The sequence below is a fragment of the Pseudonocardia sp. HH130630-07 genome, from assembly GCF_001698125.1.
Lineage (GTDB): Bacteria > Actinomycetota > Actinomycetes > Mycobacteriales > Pseudonocardiaceae > Pseudonocardia.
In genome coordinates this window covers 5,136,076-5,158,416 of record NZ_CP013854.1, presented here as the reverse complement: position 1 = coordinate 5,158,416, position 22,341 = coordinate 5,136,076, and the positions used below count along the sequence as shown (strand labels likewise).

The window sequence follows — 22,341 nt, the reverse complement described above, 5'->3', positions numbered from 1 at the left end:
CTCAGGCGTCGGCGAGCTCCACCGGGCCGAGCCGCTCGACGAGCTCCGGCCGGGAGATCCCGTGCAGCTCCCGGGCCCGCACCCCGCCCGGGCCGACCTCGAAGGTGCCGAGGTCGGTGTAGACCCGGTCGATGCAGGCGAGCGCGGTGAGCGGGTAGTCGCACCGCGGCACGATCTTCGGTGTCCCCCGCTTGTCGAACAGGGTCATCATGACCCACACCCGCTTGGCCCCGATCGCCAGATCCATGGCCCCGCCGACGGCGGGGATCGCCCCGGGTGCACCGGTGTGCCAGTTGGCGAGATCGCCCGCGGCCGAGACCTGGAAGGCGCCCAGCACGCAGACGTCCAGGTGGCCGCCGCGCATCATCGCGAACGAGTCCGCCTGGTGGAAGTACGCCGCCCCCGGCAGCTCGGTGACCGGGACCTTGCCCGCGTTGATCAGGTCGGGGTCGACGTCGTCACCGTGGGCGGCGGGGCCCATGTTGAGCATCCCGTTCTCGGTGTGCAGCACGATGCCCGAACCACCCGGCAGGTGGTCCGCGACGAGCGTGGGCTGGCCGATCCCCAGGTTGACGTAGGCGCCACCGGGGTGCTCGGCCGCGATGTCGCGGGCGATCGCCGCGGCGATCCCGTCCTTGGAACGGGGCTGGGACCGGGGCTGGGGATCCGGGCTCACGAGGCGGCCTCCACGGTGGCGGGGACGATGCGGTCGACATGGATGCCCGGGGTCACCACGGCCTCCGGATCGAGCACCCCGGCCTCGACGACCCGTTCCACCTGCACCGCGACGGTGCGGGCGGCGGTCGCCATGACCGGCCCGAAGTTGCGGGCGGTCCGGCGGTAGACGAGGTTGCCCATCCGGTCCGCGACGTGCGCCCTGATCAGCGCGAGATCCCCGGTGATCGGGTACTCCAGTACCTGCGTGCGACCGCCGAGCTCGCGGGTCTCCTTGCCCTCGGCCAGCAGCGTCCCGGCACCGGTGGGGGTGAAGAAGGCCCCGATCCCGGCACCGCCGGCGCGCAACCGCTCGGCCAGGGTGCCCTGCGGCACCACCTCCAGCTCGATCCGGCCGGACCGGTAGAGCTCGTCGAACACCCAGGAGTCGGCCTGCCGGGGGAACGAGCAGACCACCTTGCGCACCCGGCCGGTGGCGAGCAGCGCCGCCAGACCGGTGTCGCCGTTGCCCGCGTTGTTCGACACGACGGTCAGGTCCCCCGCGCCCTGGCGGATCAGCGCGTCGACCAGGTCGACCGGCATGCCCGCCATCCCGAACCCGCCCACCAGCACGGTCGCGCCGTCGGCGGTCCCCTCGACGGCCTCGTCGCAGCCGTCGCACACCCGCGGCGTCATGACCGGTCCCCGGCGACGTTCTCCAGCACGACGGCCAGCGCCTGGCCCACGCCGATGCAGATCGCGGCGACGCCCCAGCGCTGCCCCGACCGGGCCAGCCGGGCCGCCAGGGTGCCGAGCACGCGGGCTCCCGAGGCGCCGAGCGGGTGCCCGAGCGCGAGCGCCCCGCCGGTGGCGTTGACGATGCCGGGGTCGATCCCCCAGGCGTCGACGCAGGCGAGGGACTGCACCGCGAACGCCTCGTTCAGTTCCACGGCGGAGACGTCGTCCCAGCCGATCCCGGCCCGGGCCAGCGCCCGCGCGGCCGCCTCGACCGGGGCGAACCCGAACTCCTGCGGGTCGAGGGCGGAGACCCCGCGACCGGCGATCCGGGCCAGCGGATCGGCGCCGATCGCCGCGGCGGCGGCCTCCGAGCCCAGCAGCACCGCCGCGGCGCCGTCGCTCAGCGGGCTGGCGTTGCCCGCGGTGATCGTGCCGTCCGGGCGGAAGCTCGGCTTGAGCCCGGCGAGCGTCTCCGGGGTGGAGCCGTCCCGGATGCCCTCGTCCCGGCCCGGGGTGACACCGTCGACCGGGACGACGAGGTCGTCGTAGAAGCCGTCCGCCCAGGCCAGGGCGGCGAGCCGGTGCGAGCGGGCGGCGAACTCGTCCTGGCGCTCGCGCTCGATGCCGAAGCGGTCCGCGAGCTGCTCGTTGCACTCCCCCAGCGACACCGTCCACTCGGCGGGCATGCGCGCGTTCACCAGCCGCCAGCCCAGGGTCGTCGACACCGCGGTGACGTTGCCCGCCGGGTAGGCGCGCGACGGCTTGGGCAGCACCCACGGCGCCCGGGTCATCGACTCCACGCCACCGGCCACGACGACGTCGGCGTCACCGACCTCGACCGCGCGCGAGCCCTGCATCGCGGCGTCGAGCGAGGAGCCGCAGAGCCGGTTGACCGTGGTGGCGGGCACCGTCGTCGGCAGCCCGGCGAGCAGCACCGCCATCCGGCCGACGTTGCGGTTGTCCTCACCGGCCTGGTTCGCACAGCCCCAGGCCACGTCACCGATCCCGCCCGGGTCCAGCCCGGGGACCCGGGCCAGCAGCCCGGACACGGCGGCCGCGGACAGGTCGTCGGGCCGCACGCCGGCCAGGGCACCACCGAACCGCCCGAACATCGTCCGGCTGCTGGTGTAGAGGAAGGAGGAGGGCACGGCGCCACGGTAGGCAGACGCACCGATCACGTCCAATACTCATACGCGACCGATTCATAAGCAGCATGCATATACTCACCGTCGTGGAGCTGCGCCATCTCCGGTCGTTCGTCGTCCTCGCCGAGGAGCGCCACTTCGGCCGGGCGGCGGCCCGCCTGCACATCGCCCAGCCTGCCCTGTCCCAGCAGCTGCGCCAGCTGGAACAGGAGACCGGGGTCCGGCTGCTGGACCGGTCCACCCGGCGGGCCGAGCTGACCGGGGCCGGTCGCCTGCTGCAGGAGCGGGCCACCGAGATCCTGCGCGCCGTGGACCGGACGGCGGCCGATCTCGCCCTGCTCGCCACCGGCCGGGCGGGCCGGGTCCGGGCCGGGTTCGTCGGCACCGCCACCTACGACGTGTTGCCGCGGGTGTCCCAGCGGGTCCGGGCCGAGCTCCCCGATCTCGACCTCGACCTGCGCGGCGAGCTGCTCGGCCCGTTCCTGCTCGACGCCGTCCGCTCCGGGGACCTCGACATCGCCGTCGTCCGGCCGGGTCCGGTGCTCCCGGACGATCTCCACGTGCGGGTGCTGCGGGAGGAACCGCTGATGGCCGTCCTGCCCGCCGGGCACCCGCGGGCCGGGGCCGAGGTGGTCGAGCTGGCCGGCCTCGCCGGGACGCCCCTGGTCACCCACCCGTCCGGGCGCCGCTCGACCATGCAGCCGCTGACCGTCGACGTCTGCCGGCGGGCCGGCCTCGACCCCGAGATCGTGGAGGTGGGCGAGACCGGGACGCTCGTCGTGTCGGTGGCCGCCGGGCTCGGCTTCGGCCTGGTCCCCGCCTCGGTCACGGCGTTGCGCCTGGACGGGGTCGCCTTCGTCCCGCTGGCCGACCCGGTGCACGTGCCCCTGGTGCTCGTGCACCCACCGGACCCGGGCCCGGCCGTCGTCCGGGTCGCGGACCTCATCGGGGCCGTCGTGGGATGACCGGGGTTCAGAAGCCGATCGGCAGGCCGGCGTAGTTCTCGGCGAGCCCGGTCGCGGCCGCGGTGCTCGCCGCGATCCACTCCAGCTGGGAGCGCTGCAGCCGGTCGTCGAACGGGTCGGAGGAGGTGTGCAGCATCGTCGTCATCGACCAGGAGAAGTGGGTGCAGCGCCAGACCCGCCGCAGCGCGGTCTCGGAGTACCCGTCGGCCGGCGTGGTGTCCCCGCGCCGGAGCAGTGCGGCCAGCGCCGGCGCGAGCAGCGCGACGTCGGCCACCGCGAGGTTGAGCCCCTTCGCCCCGGTGGGCGGCACGATGTGTGCCGCGTCCCCGGCCAGGAACAGCCGCCCGTGCCGCATCGGCTGCTGGACGAAGGAGCGCATCGGCAGCACCGACTTCTCGGTGATCGGGCCGGGGGTCAGGCTCCAGCCGTCGTGTCCGTGCCCCAGCCGGGCGGCCAGGGCGTCCCAGATCCGGTCGTCGGACCAGGTCCCCGGATCGGTGCCGTTCGGGACCTGCAGGTAGAGCCGGGACACCGCGGCCGACCGCATGGAGTGCAGCGCGAAGCCGTCCGGGTGCCAGGCGTAGATCAGCTCGTCGGTCGACGGCGCCACGTCGGCGAGGATGCCGAGCCAGGAGTACGGGTAGGTCCGCTCCCACGTCCGCGGCTCCGGGACGGCCGCCCGGCTCGGCCCGAACGACCCGTCGCACCCGACGACGACGGCGGCCTCCAGCCGCTCGGTGCGGCCGTCCTTCGTGTACGTGACCGACGGCCGGTCGGTCCCGATGTCGTGCACCGCGGTGCCGGAGACCTCGTAGACGATGTGCTGACCGGCCGCCTCCCGAGCCCGGCCGAGGTCCTTGGTCACCTCGGTCTGCCCGTACACGGTCACGCTGCGGCCGACCAGGTCCTGGAAGTCGAGGTGGTGGCGCCGGCCCGGCCACTGCAGGTGGATGCCGCGGTGCACGTCACCCTCGGAGTCCAGTCGTTCCCCCAGCCCCACCGACCGCAGCAGGTCCACCGTGGACTGCTCCAGGATCCCGGCCCGGATCCGGGACTCCACGTACTGCCGGGAGCGGGTCTCGACGACGACGGACTCGACACCGGCACGGTCGAGCAGGTGGGAGAGCAGGAGACCGGCCGGGCCGGCGCCGACGATGGCGACCTCGGTACGCATGCCACGAGCGTGGCCGCCGGACGCACCGCGATCCAGCGCGCGCTCTCACTGAGCGGAAAGGGAGCGCCCGATCCCGGCGGCCGCCACCGTCAGGGCCGCCACCGGGCTCGCGTGTCCCCGCCGCAGGTCGGGCAGGACCAGCCCGAGCGCGGCGACGACCTCGCCCCGGCGCCGCACCGGGACGGCGACCGAGCAGGCGCCGACGCTCATCTCGTCGACGGTGCGGGCGAACCCGTCCCGGCGCACCCGCTCCAGCTGTTCGGCCAGCAGCGCCGGCCGGGTCAGGGTGTAGGGGGTGAGCCGGGGCAGGTCGGCGAGCACCGCGCGGCGCACGTCGGCCGGGGCGTGTGCGAGCAGCACCTTCCCGACCCCGGTGGCGTGCAGCGGGAGCCGGCCCCCGACCCGGCTGAGGACCGGGACGTCGGCCCGCCCGGACAGCCGGTCCAGGTAGAGCACCTCGTGCCCGGCCCGCTCGGCGAGGTGCACGGTCGCGTGCGCGGCGGCGAAGAGGTCCTGCAGGAACGGGGCCGCGACGTGGCGTAGCTCGGCCTGCACCGGCGCCAGCAGGCCGAGGTCCCACAGCCGCCGCCCGATGACGTACTCGTCGCCGCGGCGTTCCAGCCCACCGAGCGCGACCAGCTCCGTGACGAGCCGGTGCGCGGTCGCCAGCGGCACCCCCGCCCGCCGGGCCAGCACGCTGACCGGCATCGACCGGTGCTCGGCGTCGAACGCCCCGAGCAGGGCGAACACCCGGGAGGTGACGCTCGCTCCCGGGGTGGACAGGTTGCCGGGCACCGCTCACACCAGCCCGAGCACCCGGACGGCGTTGTCCTTCAGGATCAGCGGGCGCACCTCGTCGCGCAGGTCCAGCTCGGCGAAGTCGGCCAGCCAGCGGTCCGGGGTGATCACCGGGAAGTCCGAGCCGAAGAGCACCTTGTGCCGCAGCACGGTGTCCGCCGCGCGCACGAGCTGCGGCGGGAAGTACTTCGGCCGCCAGCCCGACAGGTCGACGAACACGTTGGCCTTGTGGGTGGCGATCGAGATCGCCTCGTCCTGCCACGGCACGCTCGGGTGGGCCATGACGATCGTGAGGTCGGGGAAGTCCGCGGCGACGTCGTCGAGCAGCATCGGGTTCGAGTACCGCAGCTTGATCCCGTGCCCGCCCGGCAGCCCGGCCCCGATCCCGGTCTGGCCCGTGTGGAACAGCGCGGGCACCCCCGCGTCGGAGATCGCCTGGTAGATCGGGTAGTAGGCCGGGTCGTTCGGCTCGAACGCCTGCAGCGACGGGTGGAACTTGAAGCCCCGGGCGCCGCGGGCGGCGAGCCGGCGCACCGCCGGGACCGGGTCGCCGTGCGGGTCCACCGAGCCGAACGGGACCAGCACGTCCGGGTACCCGGCGGCGGCGTCGAGGATCTCCTCCGACGACAGCGCCGGGTGCCCGGTGCCGGAGGTGGCGTCGACGGTGAACACCACGGCCATCATCTTCCGGGCGCGGTAGTGCTCGGCGATGTCGGCCACCGTCGGCGTCCGGTCCTGACCGGCCCGGAAGTAGGCGGCCGAGGCGTCGAGCAGCTCCTCGTCCAGCGCGAAGCAGCCGTGGCCGTCCTGCTCGACGTGGGTGTGCACGTCGACGGCCACGACGGAGTCCAGGTCCATGGTCACTCCTCGGCGAGCGCGCCGTACCCGAGCTCCAGGCTCTGCCGGAACAGCGCGTGCTGCACCGTGGGCACGGCGTCGAGCATCTCCGCCTCGATCCGTTCGACGAGCGGGTCGCAACGCTCCAGGAGCGTGCGGCCGGCGTCGGTCAGGCTCAGCAGCAGGACGCGGCGGTTGTCGGGATCGCGGTGCCGGGCGATGTGCCCGTGGCGTTCGAGCCAGCGCACCATCTCGTTCATGGTCTGCGGGGTGACGAAGGACCGCCGGGCGAGCTGCGCGGACGACAGCCCGCCCCGGGCGCGCAGCGCGGTGAGCGCGGTGAACTGCAGCGTCGAGAGGCCGTGCGGGCGCAGCGCGTCGTCCATCCGGGCCCGGATCGCCAGCTCCAGGCGTTTGACCAGGTACAGCGTCAGGGGTTCTTCCGCCACACCGGGATCCTGCCGCACCGCCGGAGCACTCACGCGTACCGCTCCCGCACCGCGGCCTTGCGCACCTTCCCCGACCCGGTCCGCGGCAGCGCGTCGGTGAACTCGACGTGCTTGGGCACCTTGTACCCGGCGAGGCGTTCCCGCAGGAAGGAGATCAGCTCCGCGGCGGTGACCGGGGACCGCACGACGACGACCGCCCGCCCGACCTCGCCCCAGCGCTCGTCCGGAGTGCCGACCACGGTGCACTCCGCGACGGCCGGATGCGCCGCCAGCACGGACTCCACCTCGGCCGGGTAGATGTTCTCCCCGCCGGAGATGATCATGTCCTTGATCCGGTCCACCACGGTGACGAACCCGTCCGGGTCCATGACCGCGACGTCACCGGAGTGCAGCCAGCCGCCCGCCAGCGCCTCGTCGGTGGCCTCGGGCCGGTTCCAGTAGCCCGGCGTGACGTTCGGGCCCCGGACCAGGATCTCGCCGCGCTCCCCCGGCGGGACCGGGTCCCCGTCCGGCCCCGCGATCCGCACGTCGGTGAAGAACGACGGCACCCCGGCGCTGCCGGCCTTGGCGTGCGCGGACTCCGGGGCCAGGATCAGCACCCCGGGCGACGCCTCGGTCATCCCGTAGCCCTGCACGAACACGCAGCCCCGGTCCAGGTACCGGCGGATCGTCGGTTCCGGCACCGGCGAGCCGCCGCACAGCAGGGTGCGCAGCGACGACAGGTCCGCCGTCGCGAAACCCGGCTGGGCGGCGATCGCGTCGTACATCGCGGGGACCCCGAACAGCGTGGTGATCCCGTGCCGGGGGATCAGCTCCAGGGTGCGGGCGGGATCGAACGACTCCTCCAGGACGCAGGTCCCGCCCTTGAGCAGGGTGGGCAGGCAGGTCATGCCCAGCGCGGCCGCGTGGAACAGCGGGGCCGCGACCAGCGCGACCTGGTCGCCGGTCACGTCGCTCTCCACCAGCACGTTGACACAGTTCCAGGTGAGGTTGCCGTGGGTCAGCACGGCGCCCTTGGGCCGCCCGGTCGAGCCGGAGGTGTACATGATCAGGCAGGGGTCCTCGAGCGTGACGGGCTCGTCGGCGGCCTCGGCGGGGCCCGCCGGCAGCTCACCGGCCACCAGCTGCTCCCGCAGTCCCCCGACCGCGGTGAGCACGCCGTCCGGGATCTGGGTGCCCGGGGCGTGCACGAGCACCGAGACCCCGGCGTCGCCGAGGACGAACGCCAGCTCGGGCGGCGCGAGGCGGGCGTTGAGCGGCACGAACACCGCCCCCAGCGACGCCGTGGCGAACAGCGTCTCCAGGTACGCCGGGTGGTTCGGGCCCAGGTAGCCGACCCGGTCCCCCCGGCGCACGCCGCGTTCGCGCAGCACCGACGCCAGCCCGGCCGTGCGGGCCGCGAGCCCGGCGTAGGTGATCGAGGTCGAGCCGTGCACCAGCGCGGTCCGGCCCGGCGTCATCCGGGCACGGCGCGCGGGCCACGAGCCCAGTCCGGCGTCGCGCACGTCAGTCGTGGGTGTAGGCGGAGAGGCCGGGGCGGTAGGTCTTGTCGTCGAGGAACTGCGACAGCCCCTTCTGCCGGCCCCGCTCCGCGTCGAGGAACTGGGACTGCTCCAGCTTGGCGTAGAGGTAGTCCTCGGCCTGCTCCCAGGGCATCTCCTGGGCGAGCTTGTAGCCCACCTTCGCCGCGCGCAGCACGACCGGGTTCATCGACGCCAGCTTGAGCGCGAGCTCCCGGGTGCGCTCGCGCAGCCGCTGGGCCGGTACCGCCTCGTTGACCAGGCGCATCTCGGCCGCGCGGCGGCCGTCGAAGGACTCGCCGGTCATGATGAAGTAGAGCGCGTCGCGCTGGCTGACCGTGGCGGCGAGCGCCCGGGACACCACGCCGCCGGGCGGGATCCCCCAGTTGATCTCCGACAGGCCGTACTGCGCCTGCTCGTCGGTGATGGCCAGGTCGCAGGCGACGAGCGGGGTGAAGGCACCGCCGAAGCACCAGCCGTTGACCATCGCGATCGTCGGCTTCGACCAGTTCGCCAGGCGCTTCCACTGCCACTCGGCGCTGGCCCGCCGCACCCGGACCTGCAGGGCCGGGTCGCCGGACTCGTCGACCTCGCGGAAGTACTCCTTGAGGTCCATCCCGGCGGAGAACGCGTCACCCGCGCCGGTCAGCACGAGCACCGAGCAGCGGGGGTCGGCCTCCAGCTCGTCGAGGGTGCGGACCATCTCGTCGTTCAGGGTGGGGTTCATCGCGTTCCGCTTGTCGGGGCGGTTGAGCGTGACCCAGGCGATGCCCTCGTCGAACTCGACGAGAACGGTGTTCTCCGGCATGGCGTGTCCTTTCGGGGAAGTGGTCAGAACGGGTAGCGCGCGGACTCGGCGCGCACGGTGACCCACTGGGTCTCGGTGAAGGCCTCGAGGTTGGCGCGGGCGCCGCCGACCCGGCCGACACCCGACGCCCCGACCCCGCCGAACGGGGCCGACGGGTCGTCGTTGACGGTCTGGTCGTTGATGTGCACGAGACCGGACGGGATGCGGTCAGCCAGTGCGAGCCCGGCCGCGGGGTCGGCGGTGAGCACCCCGAGGGACAGGCCGTACTCGCCCTCGGAGGCCAGGGCCGCGGCCTCGTCGAGGGTGTCGAACGGGCGCACGCAGGCGACCGGGCCGAACACCTCCTCGGCGTACGCCGGGACGGACGGGTCGCAGTCGGCCAGCACGGTCGGCGCGAAGAACGGGCCCCGCGCCGTACCGCCGGCGACCAGCCGGGCGCCGGCGGCGACGCTGCGGTCCACCAGGTCCTGCACCTTCGCGAGCTGGCCGCCGTCGATGATCGGGCCGAGCGCGACCTCGGCGGTGTACGGGTCGCCGACCGGCAGCTGCTCCGCCTTGCCGGCCAGCAGCTCGACGTAGCGGTCGTAGCGCGAGCGGTGCACGAGGTGGCGCCCGGTCGCCATGCAGATCTGGCCCTGGTGCAGGAACGAGCCGAACGCCCCGCAGGAGGCCGCGGCGTCGAGGTCGGCGTCGGCGCACACGATCAGCGCGCTGTTGCCGCCCAGCTCCAGGTGCGCCCGCTTGAGCAGCTCCCCGGCCCTGGCCCCGATCGCGCGCCCGGCCCGGGTCGACCCGGTGAAGGACACGACCGGCACCCCGGGGTCGTCGACCAGCGCGGCACCGGCCTCCGCCCCGCCCGGGAGCACCTGGAGCACCCCGGCCGGGAGCCCGGCCTCCTCGAACACCCGCCCGATGACGACACCGCCGCAGACGGCGGTGCGCGGGTCCGGCTTCACGATCACCGCGTTGCCGAGCGCGAGTGCCGGGGCGACGGAGCGCATCGACAGCAGCAGCGGGAAGTTGAACGGCGAGATCACCCCGACCGTGCCGACCGGCACCCGCCGCTCCAGGCTGATCCGCCCGGCGTCCGGCAGCAGCTCGCCGTAGGGCGCCGACGCCAGCGCCGCGGCCTGCGTGCACTCCCCCGCCGAGCCCTCGATCTCGATCCCGGCCTTGAGCCGTACCGAGCCCGACTCACGGACCAGCCAGTCGCCGATCTCGCCGGCGTGTGCGGTCAGCAGGTCGGCGGCCCGGCGCAGCACCGCGGCGCGCTCGGCGTGCGGACGGGCGGCCCACTCGCGACCGGCCGCGGCGGCCCGGCCGGCCGCCGCGGCGACGTCGGCGGCGTCGGCCAGCCCGACCGAGCCCAGCACCGCACCGGTGGCGGGCTCGTGGACCTCGCGGGTGCCCGCACCGCCCGGTGTCCAGCCACCGGCCAGCACCCGGTCCTGCCAGGTCGTGGGATCGAGGAAAGCCACGTGCACTCCTTCATCAGGTTTCTTGATGAATGTGGCGGCACCGCGCCGTTGCAGCAAGCCGGTTCACTCGATCAGCGTAAGGAATCCTGACGATCAGGAGCGACGGATCTCCGCGGCCCTGCGCGCGGCGAGCGCCCGCTCGAAGGGACTGCCACCACCGGGTCTGCGTTCGCCCAGCCCGGCGTGGAGCTGCTCGATCCGCACGCTGTCGTGGTGCGCGGCCAGCTCCGCGAGATCCGGGTGGGACTCGGCCAGCACCTCCCGGAAGCGCTGCTCGGCGAGCGGGCCGAGGCGGTCGTAGATGTCCTGGAACAACCGCTGCGCCTCGGTGCGGCACCAGTCCACGGGCAGCAGCGCGGCCGGCAGATCGGGGTCGCGCTCCGGGAACCGGCGCCAGTCGATCCGCAGCTCGGTCCGGGTGCGCAGGGCCTCGGCCGGCCCGATCCGCCCGGCCGTCAGCCCGTCCCGCAGCGGTGTGTACCGCGCGACGAAGCCGGCGTACTCCGCGGCCAGCGGTGCGAGGTCGAACGCCGCCGACAGCGGAGCACCACCGGGCAGCTCGTCGGCCCGCAGCACGGTGACCCGGTCGACCCCCAGCTCCCCGGCCAGGACGAGCACCTCGTCGCCCAGCACCCGGGGCGAGACCCACAGGCCGTCGTAGAGCGGGGCGAGGCCGAGCAGCCGCAGCCGGGAGCGGAACGCGGTACGAACCTCCCGGGCGTCCTCCGGCACCGAGAACGCGACGAGCGTCCAGCGGCCGTCCCACTCCGGGGGCTCGGCGGCGAAGGCGAGCATGTGATGGGCCCGCTCGATGATCACGTCACTGCTCCGCGGCGGGATCCCGTAGGCGGTGGTGCGGCCGGACCGCGACGAGGTAAGCAGTCCCTTCGCGGCGAGCCGGCGCATCGCGGCCCGGGCGTTCTCCTGGCCGATCCCGAACTCGGCCAGCAGCCGGACGAGTGCGGCGGAGGGGATGTGCTCGTCGCGCCAGTACCAGAAGTCGCCCAGCAGCGAGGTCAGCAGCAGCTGCGGTTCGGCGCGTGCTCGCCCGTCGTCGGACACGGTCCCACCTCCGGGGCGCAGCCTACGGGCGACGCCGGTGTTGCTTTAGGCGACATCTTCTGCGACGCTCGTCGCCATCGTCGTCGGCAATGATCGTTCTGATCCCGACGCCTCACGCCTGGCACGACCCAACGCAGGGAGCCACCCGCCATGCGCCACCATCCCGTCACCGGCGCGCGCCGCCTCGCGGTCGCCGTCATCGGCCTCACGGCCCTCCTGCTGAGCGGCTGCGGCGCCAACGTGGGCGACCCCGACTCGGCCACCTCCGCGGACACCCCCGCCCCGGCCGGGGCGTCCGCCCTCCACGACACCCTCCCGGACGCGATCGGGCAGGCCGGGGTGATCCGGTTCGCGGGCGACTCGCACCCGCCCTACCGGACCGTCGCCCCCGACGGCTCCATCACCGGCATCGACGCCGACTTCCAGGCCGCGCTGGGCGAGGTGCTGGGGGTCCGGACCGAGACGGTGGTCGTCGACAGCCTGCCCGCCGCGCTGCAGGGCATGCTCGCGAACCGCTACGACGCCTTCAACGGCCCGGTCAAGGTCACCGCCGAACGCGAGAAGCAGTTCGACACGATCACCTGGATGACCACCCGCACGTCCTACGTGATCCCGGCGGGTGCGCCGGTCACCGCGACCGACCAGCTCTGCGGCGAGCGGGTCGCGATCGTCACGGCCAGCGTCGTCGAGCAGCAGCTGGCGAACCTGTCGGCCTACTGCGAGCGGACCGGCAAGGGAACCATCGAGTCGATCGGGCTCGCCGACACCAACGCGACGCTGCTGGCCGTGCAGTCCGGGCGCGCCGAGGCCGCCGGGATGACCCAGGCCGCCGCGATCGACGTCACCAGCCAGCAGGCCGACACCTACACCTCGGTGACGCAGACCGAGGAACAGGGCGCGACCGCCGACAAGCTCGCGCTCTACGTGCCGAAGTCCAGCGGCCTCGGCCCGGCACTGCAGGCCGCGTTCGAGGAGCTGTTCGCCAGCGGGAGGTACGCCGAGATCATGCAGAAGTGGGGCCTGAGCGACGTCACGGTGCCCGCGCCCGAGTACAACGCGGGGACGCCGGCATGACCGTGACCGCACCCGGCACCGACACCGGCACGACGCACGACGTCGCGACCGCCCACGCCCGGTTCCGGCCGGGGCGCTGGGTCGTGGGCGTGCTGCTCCTGCTCGTCGGCGCGCAGCTCGTGGCGTTCCTGATCACCAACGAGCGCTTCCAGTGGGACGTCGTCGCCGCCAACCTCGTCCATCCCTCGGTCCTGCAGGGACTGGGCACGACGGTGCTGCTGGCGGTGTGCGCCATGGCGATCGGCTCCGTCGTCGGCGGGCTGCTCGCCGCCGCGCAGCTGTCCGACCTCGGGCCGCTGCGCTGGGCCGCCACCGCCTACGTCGGCGTGTTCCGCGGGATCCCGCCGCTGGTCCAGCTGATCTTCTGGTTCAACCTGGCCTACCTGCTGCCGCGGCTGTCGATCGGCATCCCGTTCGGTCCGACGCTGCTGTGGTGGGACACGAACTCCGTGATCACACCATTGTCCGCGGCGGTCATCGGGTTGTCGCTGGTCGAGTCCGCGTACCTGGCGGAGATCATCCGGGCCGGTGTCCTCGGCGTCAACCAGGGCCAGCGCGAGGCCGCATCGGCGATGGGCTTCACGCCCGTCCAGACGTTCTTCCGGATCGTGCTCCCGCAGGCGATGCGGACGATCATCCCGCCGGCCGGGAGCCAGTTCATCAGCGTCCTGAAGGGCACCGCGCTCGTCTCGGTGATCGCGATGAACGACCTGCTGCACTCCGTGCAGGTCATCTACAACCAGACCTACGAGATCGTCCCGATGCTGATCGTGGCCTGCTTCTGGTACCTGACCGTCGTCACCCTGCTGACGCTCGGGCAGCGCCGCCTGGAACGCCACTTCGCGCGCGGGCACCTGCGGAGCGACTCATGAGCGTTCTCGAACTCCGGGCGCTGACCAAGCGCTTCGGCCCGCACACCGCGCTCGACGCGGTCGACCTCGACGTCGCCGAGGGCGAGGTCGTCGTGGTGATCGGGCCGTCCGGGTCCGGCAAGTCCACCCTCGCCCGCTGCGTGCACCAGCTGGAGGCGATCGACGGCGGGGCGATGTACCTCGACGGCGAGCTGCTCGGCCACGAGGAGCACCGGGGCGGCCTGCGCCCGCTGTCCCCGCGCGGGACGGCCGCCCAGCGCAGGCGGATCGGCATGGTGTTCCAGCAGTTCAACCTCTTCCCGCACTTCACCGCCCTGCGCAACGTCACCGAGGCGCCGCGCCGGGTGCACGGCCGCTCGCGGGGGCAGGCGGAGGAGACGGCACGGTCGCTGCTGGAGCGCGTCGGGCTCGGGGACCGGGTGGACCACTACCCGCGACAGCTCTCCGGCGGCCAGCAGCAACGGGTCGCGATCGCCCGCGCGCTGGCGACCCGGCCGCGGATCATGCTGTTCGACAAGCCCACCTCGGCACTCGATCCCGAGCTCGTCGAGGAGGTGCTCAGCGTCCTGCGCGGGCTGGCGGCCGAGGGTCTGACCATGATCGTCGTGACCCACGAGATGGCCTTCGCCCGCGAGGTCGCCGACCGCGTCGTGTTCATGGAGTCCGGGCGGATCGTGGAGACCGGCACCCCCGCGGAGATCTTCGGGAACCCAGCGAGCCCACGGCTGCACGCGTTCCTGTCCCGCCACGCCCGTGAGGTGACCGCATGATCACGATCGCGTCCGTCGGGGACCTGATCCTCGACGAGCCGGACCCGGCGTCCTTCCTCGTCCCGTCGGCGCCGGTGCTGCGGGCGGCCGACGTGACGATCGGCCACGTCGAGGTCCCGCACTCGACGACCACCGTGCAGGTCAGCACGGACGTCCCCGCCCCGCCGGCGGACCCGGCCGCCCTGACCGCGCTCACCGGAGCCGGCTTCGACGTGGTGACCCTGGCCGGCAACCACATCGCCGACGCCGGCGAGACCGGCGTGACCGACACGGTCACCCACGCCCGGGCGGCCGGGCTGGTCCCGGCCGGAGCCGGCGCCGACCTCACCGAGGCCCGCACACCGGCGGTCGTCGAGCGCGACGGGCTGCGGATCGGGGTGCTGTCCTACAACTGCGTCGGTCCCCGGGAGTCCTGGGCGACCTCGCGCAAGGCCGGCTGCGCCTACGTGCACGTGCTCACCCACTACGAGCTGGACCACGCGAGCCCGGGCGGCCCGCCAACGATCTACACGTTCGCCGATCCGGACTCGCTCGCCGCCATGGCCGCCGACGTCGCCGCGCTGCGCGCCGAGGCCGACGTCGTGCTCGTCGGGCTGCACAAGGGCGTCGGGCACACCCCCGCCGCGGTGGCGATGTACGAGTCGCCGGTCGCCCGCGCCGCGATCGACGCCGGGGCGGACGCCGTCTTCGGTCACCACGCGCACATCATGCGCGGGATCGAGGTGTGGCGCGGCCGGCCGATCTTCCACGGCCTCGGGAACTTCGTGACCGTGACCCGGGCGCTCACCGTGGCCACGGACAGTCCCGAGCGGGCGGCCTGGGCCGCGCGGCGCCAGGAGCTCTACGGCTTCGCCCCCGACCCGGACATGCCCTACTACCCGTTCCACCCCGAGAGCCGGGACACCGTCGTCGCCACCTGCACGTTCGACCGGGACGGGCTGGTCGACGCGGGGATCGTGCCGTGCCGGATCGACGACGCCGGACGCCCGGTACCGCAGGGACCGGACTCACCCGTCGTCGGCTACGTCCAGGACATCACCGCCCGCGCCGGGCTGAACGCCACCCTCGTCCGCCGCGGCGACCGGGTGCTCATCGAGGAGATCTCGTGACCGACCAGCCGCTCGCCGGCCGCACCGTCATCGACCTGACCACCGCGCTGGCCGGTCCGTACGCCACCCTGCTGCTGGCCGGGCTGGGCGCGACCGTGATCAAGGTGGAGAACCCCGGCACCGGCGGGGACACCTCCCGCAACAACGCGCCCTACCTCGGGCGGGACGGTCTCGCGCTGGCCCGCCGGCACGACGACGACATGTCGGTCTCCATGCTGGTCCGCGGCCGGGGCAAGCAGTCGGTCACGCTGAACCTGAAGGACCCGCGGGCGCGCGAGGTCTTCGCCGATCTCGTCCGGGACGCGGACGTGGTGGTGGAGAACTACTCCCCCGGCGTCACGCAGCGGCTCGGGATCGACTACGCGTCGGTCCGCGAGATCAACCCGCGGCTGGTCTACACCTCGATCAGCGGGTTCGGCGCGCAGGGCGGGCCCGGCTCGGGCAAGGCCATGGACTCGATCATCCAGGCGCTGTCCGGCGTGATGATGACGGCCGGCGAGCCGGACGGCGACCCGGTCCGGTTCGGGCTGCCGGTCGGTGACCTGCTCGCGCCGCTGTTCGCGGTCGTCGGGACGGTGTCGGCACTGCTGCAGGCCGAGACCACCGGCGAGGGCCAGCACGTCGACGTCTCGATGCTGGGGGCGCTCACATCGCTGGTCGCCTGCGAGCCGTTCGACGCGTTCGACGCCGTCGGGCTGCCGCAGCGGACCGGCTCGATGGTGCCGCGCCTGGCGCCGTTCGGGATCCTGGCCGCCGCCGACGGGCACATCGCGCTGTGCGCGCCCACCGACGCGTTCGCCGCCGGGGTGCTGCGGGCGATGGACCGCGACGACCTCGTCGACGACGCCCGCTTCGCCACCCGCGACGAGCGCGTACGACGCGCGGACGAGCTGCACGCGCTGATCGGCGACTGGTGCGCGACCCGATCGGCCACCGAGATCGTCGACCGGCTGGCCGAGTTCGGGGTGCCCGCGGCGCAGGTTCGCGACCCGCGCCAGGCGGTGCGGGACCCGCTGGTGCGCGACCGCCGCGAGGTCGTCCCGATCGCGCACCCGGTGCACGGCGCCGTCGCGGACCTGTCCGCGACCGGGGTGCCGATCGTCTTCTCCGGCTCGTCGGTCGGGCTCGACGCGCCGCCGCCCGCGCTGGGCGAGCACAACGACCACGTGTACCGCGAGCTGCTCGGCTAAAGCCCGGAACGGCTGGCCGAACTGGCCGACGGGTCGGTGATCTGATGCTGCCCGGACCCGTGCACCCGGTGCCGGGGCCGGTGGCCGGCTACGTGGGCGCCGACGTGCCCGTCGAACTGCTGACGGCGGCCGGGTACACCCCGGTCCGCCTGGCCGGATCCCCGTCCGAGGACGCCTCCCCCGGGCGTGCGTACCTCGGTGGCGGGCTCGACCCGGTCGCCTGCTCGATCCTGACCCGGCTGCTCGCCGGGACCTACGGCCCGCTGGACGTGCTGGTCGTGTCGCGCGACTGCGAGGCGTCGCTACGGCTGTTCTACGTGCTCCGGGAGCTGCACCGGGTCACCGACGTCGCGCTGCCCCCGGTGCACCTGGTCGACGTCCTGCACCTGCCGCACCGCACGACGACGCGGTACGTCCTGGCGAAGGTGCGGGAGTTCCGGTCCTGGCTCGGCGGGGTGGACGACGCCGCGCTCGCCGACGCCGTCGTCGCGCACGACCGGCTGCGGGCGCGGGTCCGCGAGATCGGTGCGTTGCGCGCGCAGCGGCGGCTGACCGGGACCGAGATGCTCGACGTGGTCCGCACCGCGTGCACCCGCCCCGTGGCCGAGGTGCTCCCGCTGCTCGACACGCTGCTGACCGAGCTGGCGGAGCGCCCGGCCCGGCCCGGCCACCCGATCCACCTGACCGGCAGCAGCCACGACGATCCCGCGGTCTACGCGGCGCTGGAGGACGCCGGACTGCTGGTCGTCGGGGAGGACCACGACCGCGGGGACCTGTGGGCGCTCGGTGACGTCGGGCTCCCGGACCCGGGGCGGCTGGAGCTCGCACTGGCCGAGCGCTACCAGTCGGCCGGCCCGGCGGCGCCCCGCGCGTCCATCCGGGACCGCGCCGCGCACACCGCGGCGGCCGTGCGGGACCGCGGAGCCGAGGGCCTGCTGTCCTACGTGCGCCGGTTCGACGACGGCCCGCCGTGGGACTTCCCCGCCCAGCGCGCCGCGGCGGGCGTCCCGGCCGTGCTGGTGGACCGGCAGGACTACGGCGGCGTCGACGCCGCCCGGGTGGTCCGGGAGCTGCACCTGGCGGTGGCGGCGTGACGCGGCTGCCCAGCGCGACGGCCGCCACCGCCCACCAGCGCCGGTGGTTCGCCGAGCTGCAGGCGCAGGTCGCGGCGGGGGCCCCGCTGGCCCTGGTCAACGCGGACGCGCCACAGGAGATCTTCCGGGCGATGGGGATCCCCTACGTCGTCAACCAGTGGTGGGCCTCGATCGTCGCGGCCAAGCGCCGGACCCAGGACCACCTGGCCCGGCTGCGGGAGCGCGGCTACCCCGACTACACCGAGCAGTACAGCTCGACCGCGCTCGGCAGCGCGTTCGACACCGACCCCGGCACCGCCCCGTGGGGCGGGCTGCCACAGCCCTCGATCGTCCTCGCCGAGACCACCGGCGACGCCTCGCGGAAGATCTTCGACGTCTGGGGCGAGCAGCCCGGGGTGGAGTTCTACCCGCTGGAGAGCGCCGCCGCCGCCACCGTGCCCGAGCGCTGGTGGGAGCTGATGCCGCACCGCTGGGAGGAGGCCGTCGGCACCGACCGGCTCGACCTCATGACCGGCGAGCTGGAGGGGCTGATCCGGTTCCTCGAACAGCGCACCGGGCGGCGGTTCTCCGAGCAGCGTTTCGCCGAGGTGATGGCGCTGGTCAACGAGCAGGAGGAGCGGAACCGCCGCACCCGGGACCTGATCGCCGCGGCCCGGCCGTGCCCGGTCGCCGTCACCGACTCGATCCCGGCGGTCATGGTCCCGCAGTGGCACCGCGGCACCGGCTGGGGCCGCGACGCCGCCCGGAACCTGCACGACGAGGTGGCCGAGCGGATCGCCGCGGGCTCCGCGGTCTGCCCCGGCGAGCGCGCCCGGCTCATGTGGGTGGGCCGCGGACTGTGGTTCGACCTGGACTTCTACCAGCGGTTCCAGGACCGCTACGGCGCGGTGTTCGTGTGGTCGATGTACCTCGCGATCGCCGCCGACGGCTACGTCCGTCACGGCGACGACCCGCTCCGGGCACTCGCCGCGCGGTTCGCCGCGTTCTCCGACCAGCTCTACACCCCGCCGTGGTCGGCCGAGTGGTACGTGAAGGAGGCCCGCTCGCACGGCGTCGACGGCGTCGTCCATCTCGTCTCCGACGACGCCCGGGGCAGCTGGGCCACCACCCGCGCGTTGCGCGCCGCCGGGATCCCGGTGCTCGAGCTGCACGCCGACAACGTCGACGCCCGCCGCTCCGATCCCGCCTACCTGGACGGCACCGTCGGCGGCTGGCTCGAGGCCGAGGTGCTGCCGGCCCGCGCCGATGCGTGAGTACTCGACGCCCGCCGTGCTCGGCGGCGCGCTGGTCGCCCTGTTCACCGGCTCGCTGACGAACACGATCATCGGCATCGCCCTGCCGACGATCGCCGGCGAGCTCGGCGGGCAGGACCAGGTGGCCTGGGTGGCGGCCGCGGCGCTGCTCACGATGACCGCCGCCACTCCGGTGTTCGGCAAGCTCGCCGACCGTCGCGGGGCCCGGCCGATGCTGATGGTGTCGATCGGGCTGTTCGTCGTGGCGTCGCTCGTCGCGGGCCTCGCGCCGTCGACGGGCTGGCTGATCGCCGGGCGGGCGCTGCAGGGTGCGGCCTCCGGCGGCATCCTGGCCTGCACGAACGCGCTCGTCGCGGGGCTCGTCCCGGCCCGCGAGCGCGGCCGCTACACGGGCTGGTTCGGGTTGTCGTTCGGCACCGCGTCGGTCGCGGGACCCCTGGTGGGCGGGCTGCTGGTGAGCCCGGGCGGGCCGGGCTGGCGGTGGTGTTTCCTCGGCGTCGTCCCGGTCACGCTGGTCGCCGCCGCGCTGGTCCGGCTGGCCCCGGACGTCCGGCCCGGCCGCCGGGCGGCACCGCTCGACGTCGCCGGGGCCGCCCTGATCGCCGGTGCGGCGGGCGGGCTGGTGCTGGCACTGTCCGCCGGCGGCACGGCCTGGCCGTGGGCCGGCCTCGAGACCGCGGTGCTCGCCGCGCTCGTGGTCGCCCTGACCGGCGCGGCGGTGCTGCGCGAGCGCCGCGCGGCGGACCCGATCCTGCCACCGCACCTGTTCCGCAGCCGCACGGTCACCATCGCCTGCGCCACCAGCCTGCTGGTCGGCACCGTCATGTTCGGCGGGATCATCTATCTCCCGCAGTTCCTGCAGGTCGTGCACGGCCACGACGCGATGACCGCCGGTCTGCTCATGCTCCCCCAGATCGGGACCATGATCCTCACCTCGGCCGTGGTGGGCCGCCGGATCGTGCGGACCGGGCGCTGGAAACGGTTCCCGGCGACCGGGTGCGCCCTGCTGGTCGCCGGCCTCGCGGTCCTCGCCCCGCTCACCCCGCAGACCCCGGCCTGGCAGGTCGCGCTCGGCATGGCGGTGCTCGGGGCCGGCACCGGCATGACCCAGCAGGTGCTCGTGCTGGCCGCGCAGAACGCCGCCGGACCCCGCGACGTCGGCGTCGCCGGTTCGTCGGTCACGTTCACCAGGACGCTGGGCGGCGCGGTCGGGGTCGCCGTGTTCGGCGCGCTGATCACCGCCCGGCTGCGGGCCGAGCTGCCCGCTGCGCTGACCGCGGCCGGGCTGCCCGCCTCCGACGACGGCGTCCGCCGGCTGCTCGGCACGCCGGCCCAGGTCGCCGCCCTGCCCGGGCCGCTCGCCGACGCCGTCCGGAACGCCTACACCGGCGGCCTGCAGCTGGTCTTCCTCCTCACACTGCCGATCGCCGCGCTCGCGCTGGTCGCGGTGCTCGCGATCCGCGAGAACACGCTCGCCGGGGCGCCCGCCGCGCGCTGACCCCGCTCTCGACCCGACTCCCGCCCGACCGCTGCACCACCGACCGACTGCTGCACGGAGGTTCCCGCATGCCCGGAAGATCCCCCCGACGACGGTTCACCGGCCTCGTCGCGCTCGCGACCCTGCTCGTCCTGACCGCGTGTACCGGCCCCGCCGCGGCGCCGGCGGCGCCCGACGGCGCCGGGTTCGGCACCTACCGGCCGGAGAAGCAGTTCACCGAGCGCGTCACCGAGTCCTTCTACCTGCCGATGCGCGACGGCACCCGGCTCGCTGTGAAGCTCGACCGCCCGGCGGTGGACGGCCGGGCCGCCGAGGGCAGCTTCCCGGTGCTCTGGCAGCACAGCCTCTCGATCGACCGCAAGCCGGAGGACGGCGCCGGACCGAAGACCGGCGGCATCCAGACCATCCCGACCCTGACCGACGACGGCTACGTCGTCGCCCAGGTGGCACGCCGCGGCAACGGCCAGTCCTTCGGCGTCCGCCGCGGGTACAACGACCGGCTCGAGGCCGGCGACGCCTACGAGGTGACCGAGTGGCTCGGCACGCAGCCCTGGTCGGACGGCAACGTCGGCATGTACGGCTGCTCCAACACCGGTGACGCCGCGATGCACTCGCTGACCGTGCGGCCGCCGCGCCTGAAGGCGGTCCTCGCCGGCTGCTTCTCCTGGGACAAGTACGACGCCTGGCGGGTCGGCGGGATCTCCGCGCAGTGGGGGTTCGGCCCGTCGCGCACCGTCGAGCAGGACCTCGCGAACAACCCGGTCGACGGCGACGCCGACAAGACCCTGCTGCGCGAGGCCGCCGTCGAGCACCAGAAGGCGGCGCCGCTGGCCGACATGTGGCGCGGCATGCCGTTCCGGGACAGCTTCTCCCCGCTGGTGGCGTCGAAGTTCTGGTCCGAGGGCAGCGTCGGCAGCTACGCCGACCAGATCCGGGCCGCCGACGTCCCGGTGTACGTGATCGGCGGCTGGCGCGACGAGCTGCGTGGCCAGGGCATCGCCACCCTGCTGAACGTCCCGGGCTCCCGGCTGCTCGTCGGGCCGTGGAAGCACTGCGAGAACGCCGGGTTCGGGCTGGTCGAGGAGGCGCACCGGTTCTTCGACACCCACCTCAAGGGGATCGACACCGGGATCGACGACGAGCCGCCGATCCGCTACGCCACCCCGGCCTCCGACCTGCCCGACGCCACCGGGCTCCAGTGGAAGTCCGCGGACACCTGGCCGCCCGCCGGCACCACCGCGACGCCGAGGGCGCTCGGCGGGGACGGCGTGCTCGGCTCCACGGCGCCGGGCGCCCGCCCGTTCACCGTCGACACCGCGGCCGGCTGCCCGCAGGACCCGGGCTCCGGCTCCACGATCCAGCCCTGCCACATCCCGGGCGCCGGGACCAGCTTCACCGGGGCGGCCGCGGAGCGCGACACCGAGATCACCGGTACGCCCGTCCTCGACCTGACCGTGTCGGTCGACCGCACCGACGCGCACGTGTTCGCCTACCTGGAGGACGTCGCGCCGGACGGCAGCACCACGGTGATCACCGAGGGCCGCCAGCAGGTGTCGCTGCGGGCCACCGCCCCGGCCCCGTACGCGCTGCCCGACGGGGTGCCGTGGCACCGCGCTTTCGCCGCCGACGCCGCGCCCGTCGCACCGGGGGAACCGGCCCGGCTGCAGTTCGCGATGCTCCCGACGTCCTACCTGGTCCCGGCCGGGCACCGGATCCAGGTCACCGTCACCGGCCACGACCCGCGCGAGACCGGCGAGCTGCCGGACGCCGACGGTTCCCGGATCGAGGTCGCCGGCGGCACCTCGACGATCACCCTGCCCGAGCGTTCCTGACCCGTGGGCCGGGCGCACCGC

At 74.3% G+C, this 22,341-nt stretch carries 21 protein-coding genes; 10 read left to right on the top strand and 11 right to left on the bottom strand.

The features are described 5' to 3' along the window. Position 1: 1 nt before the first annotated feature. Genes AFB00_RS24495 through AFB00_RS24485 form a run of 3 tightly spaced genes read right to left on the bottom strand, consistent with a single transcriptional unit; the run spans position 2 to position 2,504 of the window. Positions 2-676 (bottom strand): 3-oxoacid CoA-transferase subunit B, encoded by a 675-nt coding sequence (locus tag AFB00_RS24495; protein ID WP_068799143.1) that lies wholly within the window; start codon positions 674-676, stop codon positions 2-4. Further along, on the bottom strand, positions 673-1,350 hold the full coding sequence (locus AFB00_RS24490; RefSeq protein WP_068799142.1) for a 3-oxoacid CoA-transferase subunit A: 678 nt from the start codon (positions 1,348-1,350) through the stop codon (positions 673-675). The genes AFB00_RS24495 and AFB00_RS24490 overlap by 4 nt, the downstream gene beginning before the upstream one ends. Next, a complete protein-coding gene (locus tag AFB00_RS24485; protein ID WP_083276135.1) occupies positions 1,347-2,504 on the bottom strand; it encodes a thiolase family protein in 1,158 nt (385 codons plus the stop codon). Before AFB00_RS24485 ends, AFB00_RS24490 begins: the two co-directional genes overlap by 4 nt. A 119-nt stretch (positions 2,505-2,623) precedes the next feature. Between AFB00_RS24485 and AFB00_RS24480 the strand changes: the two genes are divergently transcribed. Further along, a complete protein-coding gene (locus AFB00_RS24480) occupies positions 2,624-3,502 on the top strand; it encodes a LysR family transcriptional regulator (protein WP_068799141.1) in 879 nt (292 codons plus the stop codon). A gap of 7 nt (positions 3,503-3,509) precedes the next feature. Here AFB00_RS24480 and AFB00_RS24475 read toward each other — a convergent pair whose 3' ends face one another. From AFB00_RS24475 to AFB00_RS24440, 8 genes are all read right to left on the bottom strand, one after another. Next, positions 3,510-4,676 (bottom strand): 4-hydroxybenzoate 3-monooxygenase, encoded by a 1,167-nt coding sequence (locus tag AFB00_RS24475; protein ID WP_068799140.1) that lies wholly within the window; start codon positions 4,674-4,676, stop codon positions 3,510-3,512. A gap of 45 nt (positions 4,677-4,721) precedes the next feature. Continuing rightward, positions 4,722-5,471 (bottom strand): IclR family transcriptional regulator, encoded by a 750-nt coding sequence (locus AFB00_RS24470; protein WP_068799139.1) that lies wholly within the window; start codon positions 5,469-5,471, stop codon positions 4,722-4,724. A 3-nt stretch (positions 5,472-5,474) separates the two neighbouring features. Further along, entirely contained in the window at positions 5,475-6,332 is an 858-nt protein-coding gene (locus tag AFB00_RS24465) for an amidohydrolase family protein (RefSeq protein WP_068799138.1), read from the bottom strand. Between the two features lie 2 nt (positions 6,333-6,334). Then, on the bottom strand, positions 6,335-6,760 hold the full coding sequence (locus tag AFB00_RS24460; protein WP_083275796.1) for a MarR family winged helix-turn-helix transcriptional regulator: 426 nt from the start codon (positions 6,758-6,760) through the stop codon (positions 6,335-6,337). Between the two features lie 29 nt (positions 6,761-6,789). Next, the gene (locus AFB00_RS24455; RefSeq protein WP_068799136.1) at positions 6,790-8,265 is read right to left on the bottom strand and encodes an acyl-CoA synthetase; all 1,476 of its coding nucleotides are present in this window, start codon (positions 8,263-8,265) and stop codon (positions 6,790-6,792) included. A gap of 1 nt (position 8,266) precedes the next feature. Next, entirely contained in the window at positions 8,267-9,088 is an 822-nt protein-coding gene (locus AFB00_RS24450) for a p-hydroxycinnamoyl CoA hydratase/lyase (protein WP_068799135.1), read from the bottom strand. A gap of 23 nt (positions 9,089-9,111) precedes the next feature. Next, positions 9,112-10,566 (bottom strand): aldehyde dehydrogenase family protein, encoded by a 1,455-nt coding sequence (locus AFB00_RS24445; protein ID WP_068800616.1) that lies wholly within the window; start codon positions 10,564-10,566, stop codon positions 9,112-9,114. Between the two features lie 93 nt (positions 10,567-10,659). Then, positions 10,660-11,628: a PaaX family transcriptional regulator gene (locus AFB00_RS24440; protein WP_068799134.1), complete on the bottom strand. Its 969-nt coding sequence runs from the start codon at positions 11,626-11,628 to the stop codon at positions 10,660-10,662. A 150-nt stretch (positions 11,629-11,778) separates the two neighbouring features. Between AFB00_RS24440 and AFB00_RS24435 the strand changes: the two genes are divergently transcribed. From AFB00_RS24435 to AFB00_RS24395, 9 genes are all read left to right on the top strand, one after another. Then, positions 11,779-12,702, top strand: a complete 924-nt coding sequence (locus tag AFB00_RS24435) for a transporter substrate-binding domain-containing protein (RefSeq protein WP_068799133.1) — start codon at positions 11,779-11,781, stop codon at positions 12,700-12,702. Beyond that, positions 12,699-13,574 carry an amino acid ABC transporter permease gene (locus AFB00_RS24430; RefSeq protein WP_068799132.1) on the top strand — a complete coding sequence of 292 codons (876 nt, stop codon included), beginning with the start codon at positions 12,699-12,701 and terminating at the stop codon, positions 13,572-13,574. The genes AFB00_RS24435 and AFB00_RS24430 overlap by 4 nt, the downstream gene beginning before the upstream one ends. Next, entirely contained in the window at positions 13,571-14,344 is a 774-nt protein-coding gene (locus tag AFB00_RS24425; protein ID WP_068799131.1) for an amino acid ABC transporter ATP-binding protein, read from the top strand. The genes AFB00_RS24430 and AFB00_RS24425 overlap by 4 nt, the downstream gene beginning before the upstream one ends. Further along, positions 14,341-15,453, top strand: a complete 1,113-nt coding sequence (locus AFB00_RS24420) for a CapA family protein (protein ID WP_068799130.1) — start codon at positions 14,341-14,343, stop codon at positions 15,451-15,453. Before AFB00_RS24425 ends, AFB00_RS24420 begins: the two co-directional genes overlap by 4 nt. Then, positions 15,450-16,643 carry a CaiB/BaiF CoA transferase family protein gene (locus AFB00_RS24415; RefSeq protein WP_068799129.1) on the top strand — a complete coding sequence of 398 codons (1,194 nt, stop codon included), beginning with the start codon at positions 15,450-15,452 and terminating at the stop codon, positions 16,641-16,643. The genes AFB00_RS24420 and AFB00_RS24415 overlap by 4 nt, the downstream gene beginning before the upstream one ends. Before the next feature lie 44 nt (positions 16,644-16,687). Next, positions 16,688-17,737 carry a 2-hydroxyacyl-CoA dehydratase family protein gene (locus AFB00_RS24410; protein WP_068799128.1) on the top strand — a complete coding sequence of 350 codons (1,050 nt, stop codon included), beginning with the start codon at positions 16,688-16,690 and terminating at the stop codon, positions 17,735-17,737. Further along, a complete protein-coding gene (locus AFB00_RS24405) occupies positions 17,734-18,990 on the top strand; it encodes a 2-hydroxyacyl-CoA dehydratase family protein (protein WP_068799127.1) in 1,257 nt (418 codons plus the stop codon). Before AFB00_RS24410 ends, AFB00_RS24405 begins: the two co-directional genes overlap by 4 nt. Further along, positions 18,983-20,488 (top strand): MFS transporter, encoded by a 1,506-nt coding sequence (locus tag AFB00_RS24400; protein WP_068799126.1) that lies wholly within the window; start codon positions 18,983-18,985, stop codon positions 20,486-20,488. The genes AFB00_RS24405 and AFB00_RS24400 overlap by 8 nt, the downstream gene beginning before the upstream one ends. A 68-nt stretch (positions 20,489-20,556) precedes the next feature. After that, positions 20,557-22,320 carry a CocE/NonD family hydrolase gene (locus AFB00_RS24395; RefSeq protein ID WP_068799125.1) on the top strand — a complete coding sequence of 588 codons (1,764 nt, stop codon included), beginning with the start codon at positions 20,557-20,559 and terminating at the stop codon, positions 22,318-22,320. The last annotated feature ends 21 nt before the right edge of the window (positions 22,321-22,341 follow it).

Excerpts from the sequence above, each read along its gene's own strand:
- AFB00_RS24395 (WP_068799125.1), top strand. The coding sequence starts at position 20,557 with ATGCCCGGAAGATCCCCCCGACGACGGTTCACCGGCCTCGTCGCGCTC.
- AFB00_RS24435 (WP_068799133.1), top strand. The coding sequence starts at position 11,779 with ATGCGCCACCATCCCGTCACCGGCGCGCGCCGCCTCGCGGTCGCCGTC.
- AFB00_RS24430 (WP_068799132.1), top strand. The coding sequence starts at position 12,699 with ATGACCGTGACCGCACCCGGCACCGACACCGGCACGACGCACGACGTC.
- AFB00_RS24485 (WP_083276135.1), bottom strand. The coding sequence starts at position 2,504 with ATGTTCGGGCGGTTCGGTGGTGCCCTGGCCGGCGTGCGGCCCGACGAC.
- AFB00_RS24450 (WP_068799135.1), bottom strand. The coding sequence starts at position 9,088 with ATGCCGGAGAACACCGTTCTCGTCGAGTTCGACGAGGGCATCGCCTGG.
- AFB00_RS24490 (WP_068799142.1), bottom strand. The coding sequence starts at position 1,350 with ATGACGCCGCGGGTGTGCGACGGCTGCGACGAGGCCGTCGAGGGGACC.
- AFB00_RS24475 (WP_068799140.1), bottom strand. The coding sequence starts at position 4,676 with ATGCGTACCGAGGTCGCCATCGTCGGCGCCGGCCCGGCCGGTCTCCTG.
- AFB00_RS24420 (WP_068799130.1), top strand. The coding sequence starts at position 14,341 with ATGATCACGATCGCGTCCGTCGGGGACCTGATCCTCGACGAGCCGGAC.
- AFB00_RS24425 (WP_068799131.1), top strand. The coding sequence starts at position 13,571 with ATGAGCGTTCTCGAACTCCGGGCGCTGACCAAGCGCTTCGGCCCGCAC.
- AFB00_RS24410 (WP_068799128.1), top strand. The coding sequence starts at position 16,688 with ATGCTGCCCGGACCCGTGCACCCGGTGCCGGGGCCGGTGGCCGGCTAC.
- AFB00_RS24400 (WP_068799126.1), top strand. The coding sequence starts at position 18,983 with ATGCGTGAGTACTCGACGCCCGCCGTGCTCGGCGGCGCGCTGGTCGCC.
- AFB00_RS24465 (WP_068799138.1), bottom strand. The coding sequence starts at position 6,332 with ATGGACCTGGACTCCGTCGTGGCCGTCGACGTGCACACCCACGTCGAG.